Origin of the sequence: Salipaludibacillus sp. CUR1 (assembly GCF_021028955.1) — a bacterium.
Lineage (GTDB): Bacteria > Bacillota > Bacilli > Bacillales > Salisediminibacteriaceae > Salipaludibacillus.
The window spans coordinates 1-4,277 of sequence record NZ_JAIWPE010000066.1 but is presented as its reverse complement, the minus strand read 5'-3'; the positions used below and the strand labels follow the sequence as shown (position 1 = coordinate 4,277).

4 protein-coding genes are annotated in these 4,277 nt (G+C 33.6%); 2 read left to right on the top strand and 2 right to left on the bottom strand.

Annotation, left to right across the window (positions count from 1 at the left end):
• Positions 1-281 precede the first annotated feature (281 nt).
• Positions 282-470: a hypothetical protein gene (locus K8O68_RS14200; RefSeq protein ID WP_230897519.1), complete on the top strand. Its 189-nt coding sequence runs from the start codon at positions 282-284 to the stop codon at positions 468-470.
• Between the two features lie 266 nt (positions 471-736).
• On the opposite strand, the gene K8O68_RS14195 is transcribed toward K8O68_RS14200, so the two are convergent.
• Entirely contained in the window at positions 737-895 is a 159-nt protein-coding gene (locus K8O68_RS14195; RefSeq protein ID WP_230897518.1) for a hypothetical protein, read from the bottom strand.
• Between the two features lie 556 nt (positions 896-1,451).
• Between K8O68_RS14195 and K8O68_RS14190 the strand changes: the two genes are divergently transcribed.
• The gene (locus K8O68_RS14190) at positions 1,452-2,687 is read left to right on the top strand and encodes an erythromycin esterase family protein (protein WP_230897517.1); all 1,236 of its coding nucleotides are present in this window, start codon (positions 1,452-1,454) and stop codon (positions 2,685-2,687) included.
• A gap of 391 nt (positions 2,688-3,078) precedes the next feature.
• On the opposite strand, the gene K8O68_RS14185 is transcribed toward K8O68_RS14190, so the two are convergent.
• On the bottom strand, positions 3,079-4,056 hold the full coding sequence (locus K8O68_RS14185; protein ID WP_230897516.1) for a hypothetical protein: 978 nt from the start codon (positions 4,054-4,056) through the stop codon (positions 3,079-3,081).
• Between the last annotated feature and the right edge of the window lie 221 nt (positions 4,057-4,277).

Genomic DNA, 4,277 nt, shown 5'->3' with positions numbered 1-4,277 from the left:
ATTTATATTACTAAATCAATATAATTAATTACTATTTAAATGATATATATAAATACTAAAATAACGATATATGGTGTTATTTTATTATTTACACCTACATGTTGTGTATGCTAACATAATTAAAGTGGATGAACAACTGATTAAAGAAGAAGGGATTTGAAAGACTAAACTGATAACAAATAATGATTCCTCACAACCAATCACAAACCCTATGAGAAACTTCTAAGTTGGATTAATTTTTTGAACATTTACATGTAATAAACGGAAGGGGAGTAGATAAAATGGAATCAAGAGAAAATGAGAATAAAAAAATGACACCTCAACAAGGCATTGAGAGAATGAAAGAAAAAGGGCTAGTGATAAAAAAGACTGGAGGACCAGGTGGAGAATACGGAGGATTTCTAAAATCAACAATCAAAAAAAAGGAAAGTAAGAAAAAACCAAGGTGGTTGTCCTGGTTGTGCAAATAATTTTTATTTTATTTCTGTGTAAATTCATAACAAAAATCTAATATTCATAATACCGGCTGGAGTTAACCGAATTATTATTGATAACATTCAAAGGTCCCGTTCAACCGTTGATAATATCAATATTAAGTACTTCCCATAATTTGCCATGAGTTTCACCCATAGGAAAATATTGTAATAAAACAATAAACTCTAACTAATTTCAGCAAGAGAATAAGCAGCCATCCAGCCCAGCCGAAGCTCACCTTAAAAATAAAGGTGGTAAATGATTATTTTATCTTACCAAAAATAGGGCCTTTATATTTCTCTTGGACTGTTCGAGCTTTTCTGACCTCAACACCTCTCTCCCTCAAACCTCTTACCAAACGACTTTCTTTTTCACTATCATTATTTTCAGAGTTACAAGGTACACGTTTTTCTTTATCCATTGAATATTCCTCCCTTCCATTAGAATATTATATATTTTAGTTATTGTTATACCTTACTTGTAAAAAAACTTACCTTAGGTAGCATTATACTGGTTTGTTCAGTTTCTAAAAACCAAAAAGGAATAAATGACCATATTCAAGTAATGGAAAACTTTAGCGGGACAGCCAGTCGCATCCGTTGTGCACTAAGGGAAGGGAATCCTTAACAAAGTGTCAGTTTATGTTGTGAACAAACCCAGGCAGTTATAGAAGAGAATCGTCAGTAGTTTGCGCCGTAGTAGACACATACTGCGCAACAAATGCTTTCTCTTTATAATGTTTGAAGTGATATGACTATTTTTATAATGATAGTTAAAAATCATGACAGATTGTTGGAACGGTAGTGCAATGATTTTATCAGAACGTTAATACAAATCAATTATTAATTGGAAAATTTATGTTAATATGATAATAGAAAACACACTATTTTGTGAATTGTTTCACTTAAACGGGGAGAAGAGCTGAATATAAGTACTCTCCTATCAAATTAATTAGAAGAGACTATAGGGGGAAAAGGATGTCATATTTTCAATCAAAAAAGAAAACATATAAAAAGTCGGTAGAGTGGATAAAGGAAAACGCTAATCTCGTAGATACATTGACCGAATGCAGAGGGGATGAGTTTTCTTTTTTAGTTAAGATTCTAGAAGATAAGAGAATTGTTTGGCTTGGCGAAAATGGTCATGGGATTGCTGAGCATAATATTATCAAAACCAAATTAATTGATTTTCTCTATCATAAAATGGGCTTCAAAGTGATTGCATTCGAAAGCGGGTTAACTGAATGTTTTACATCGAACTATGAGAAAGATGAACTTTCAGTTGGTGAATTAATGGATAATTCTGTTTTCTCGGTGTGGAAAACCAAAGAAACATATCCATTATTTGAATTAATAAAAGAAAATATAGAGTTGAAACTTATAGGTTTTGATTTTCAACCCACCACTAAACAAAGTATGATGATTGAATTTTTAGACGCATTAAATATTGATTTTCCCTTAGAATTCAAACAAAATATACAAAATGTGGAAAAAGTGACTTTTGATTGGTATTATCGTATTGGTAAATATAAAGCAAGAAGAAAAAGAGTACCTAAAGATATTTTCCACAAATATAAATCCATTCAAAAAGAACAAAATGAGCTTATAGATCGATTACATCATATATTAATTGATTTGAAAAAAGATTTTATTAATAATGGTTTGGACGTGCCTTATAAAGTAATTCAGAAGGGATTGGATAACAAACGCCTATTTTTTAATCATTTAATTGATAACAACAGAGACTATTCCAAATTTAGAGATCAAATAATGGCAGCTAACTTAGAATGGGTTTGTAATGAATTATATCCGAATGAAAAGATAATCATTTGGGCTCACAATGCTCATATATATAAAAATTACCAAACAATTACTAAGTATAGACCTATGGGTTCATTAATAAGCAAAGCGTTGATGGATGACTCCTATTACATTGGACTCTTTATGTATGAAGGAGAGGCTGCATTAATGAACCGAACCGTCTATAAAATTGCCCATCCTCCAAAAAAAAGTCTAGAGGATTATATGAGCCATACAGATTCCTCGATTTCGTTTCTTGATTTCTCAAATGTCACGCCACAACCATTTAATAAGTGGATATTTAAAAAAACGCTTATCTTAGAGCATGGAACGATGCAAAAATTGATTGTTCCATCAGAGCAATTTGATGGAATATTTTTTGTGAAAAAGGTTTCACCACCTCGTTATCTATAATAATTTTTAAGGTTAAGAACAATTTTTATTTAATTTAAGTGAATTTGGAAGTGTAATAAATTGTATCGGTGAAGGCGAATAAGGTGAATATGTAAAACTCCTAAAAATATGATAGTTTTCTTTCTAGATACGATCTGCGATAACCTTGTGAAGAAATGTACTTAAAGGGTGCTTTAGTGGAATTAGCGAGTTGCAATGTTCCAGCTCTTTTTTGTACCAGTTTTCTGGAAAATGGTGTTGAACTAAGTAGCAATAGGTAAGCATTTGAAGTTATCTCCAGCTTTTCCCCTGCTCTGCACCGTACGTGCGACTTTCACCGCATACGGCGCGCCATCTATCTGAATGTGTTAGATTATAAGTTCCATGTTACTCGTTGATTTAGAATTACTATTTACTGTATTGGGTCCAGGTCACTGTTTTTTCGATAATTATTAATCTTTTTGATTTGTGGTTTGGTTAATTTCAGTTTATTTGTTAGTGATTCTATCATCGATGTATCTTTTAAATGGATAATTTTATGTACTTCCTGATGGAGAATGCGAAGATTGTTAAACTTGTCATCTCCTCCAAGATGTACCGGGGTATAGTGGTGACAGTTTACCTCACTGGCAGTGAGAAACATTCCTGTGATTTCACATTTGCCTAGTTTCATACTGTAACGACTAATCCGATTATCCATATATTCGACACTCCGTGTCGGAATTTTTGATTTCATTAGGATAGAAATCTCATATTGGATATCCCCTCTAAGTTTCTTGTATATTCTTTCACGTCCTTCTTTCGTGAATGGCGTTAAACTCTGGCTGAAGTTCATACTATTACTTGTCTTCACATCAGCAAGTGGAAAGAGATATACTCCACAGACCTTAAATGTTTTCATTCCTTGGCTGTAAAATTTCTTGTAGGTCGGAGGTGGGTTAGAGGGATGTCCATATTTCCCGACATCTTTTAAACGATTGTATATGAAAGCTTTCAGTTGGTAGGCAATACGTGAGAACTCTCCGTAAACATGAGTTGCACGATTGAAATAGTTGTGAGTTCCTAAGACAAAACTGTTAAAGAGTAGCGCGTTTTTTGATGTGGGCGATGCTCTTAACTTTTGAATAAGTTCCTTCGCTCGTGCTTTGATGTTTCGTTTCTTGCTTTCTTTTATTTTTGTGTGTGCTACTCTCGTTTTTCTTTTTCTATTCGCCCGAATGGTAAAACCCAGAAACTCTGATTCCTTCTTACGAAGGTTGATTATCTTAGACTTCTCGGGTGAAATATCTAGCTTCAATCTTTCTTTAAGGTATAGCCTTACGGCATGGAACCATCTCTGGGCAGTTTTCCAATCTCGGCAGAGGATTTTAAAATCGTCCGCGTATCTCACTAAATATCCCTCTTTGAGGTTTGAGCGTTTTTTCGCATATAGTTCGCCTTCCCTCGTTTTATAGGGAAAATCGAAAGAAAAGAACTCCCATTGTTCAGATACTGTTTCTGCTAGCTATAAATGACTGATTGCTGACAGCGTTGTCTGTCCGGGATTTGTCGAGTATACTGTCATTAAAAAGCTGCAGAAAGGAAAAAAGAGACCCAAAGGATGTTGACCGT

What these genes read in the sequence shown, in the direction of transcription:
- K8O68_RS14190 (WP_230897517.1), top strand. Translation starts at nt 1,452, where the DNA reads ATGTCATATTTTCAATCAAAAAAGAAAACATATAAAAAGTCGGTAGAG.
- K8O68_RS14200 (WP_230897519.1), top strand. Translation starts at nt 282, where the DNA reads ATGGAATCAAGAGAAAATGAGAATAAAAAAATGACACCTCAACAAGGC.
- K8O68_RS14195 (WP_230897518.1), bottom strand. Translation starts at nt 895, where the DNA reads ATGGATAAAGAAAAACGTGTACCTTGTAACTCTGAAAATAATGATAGT.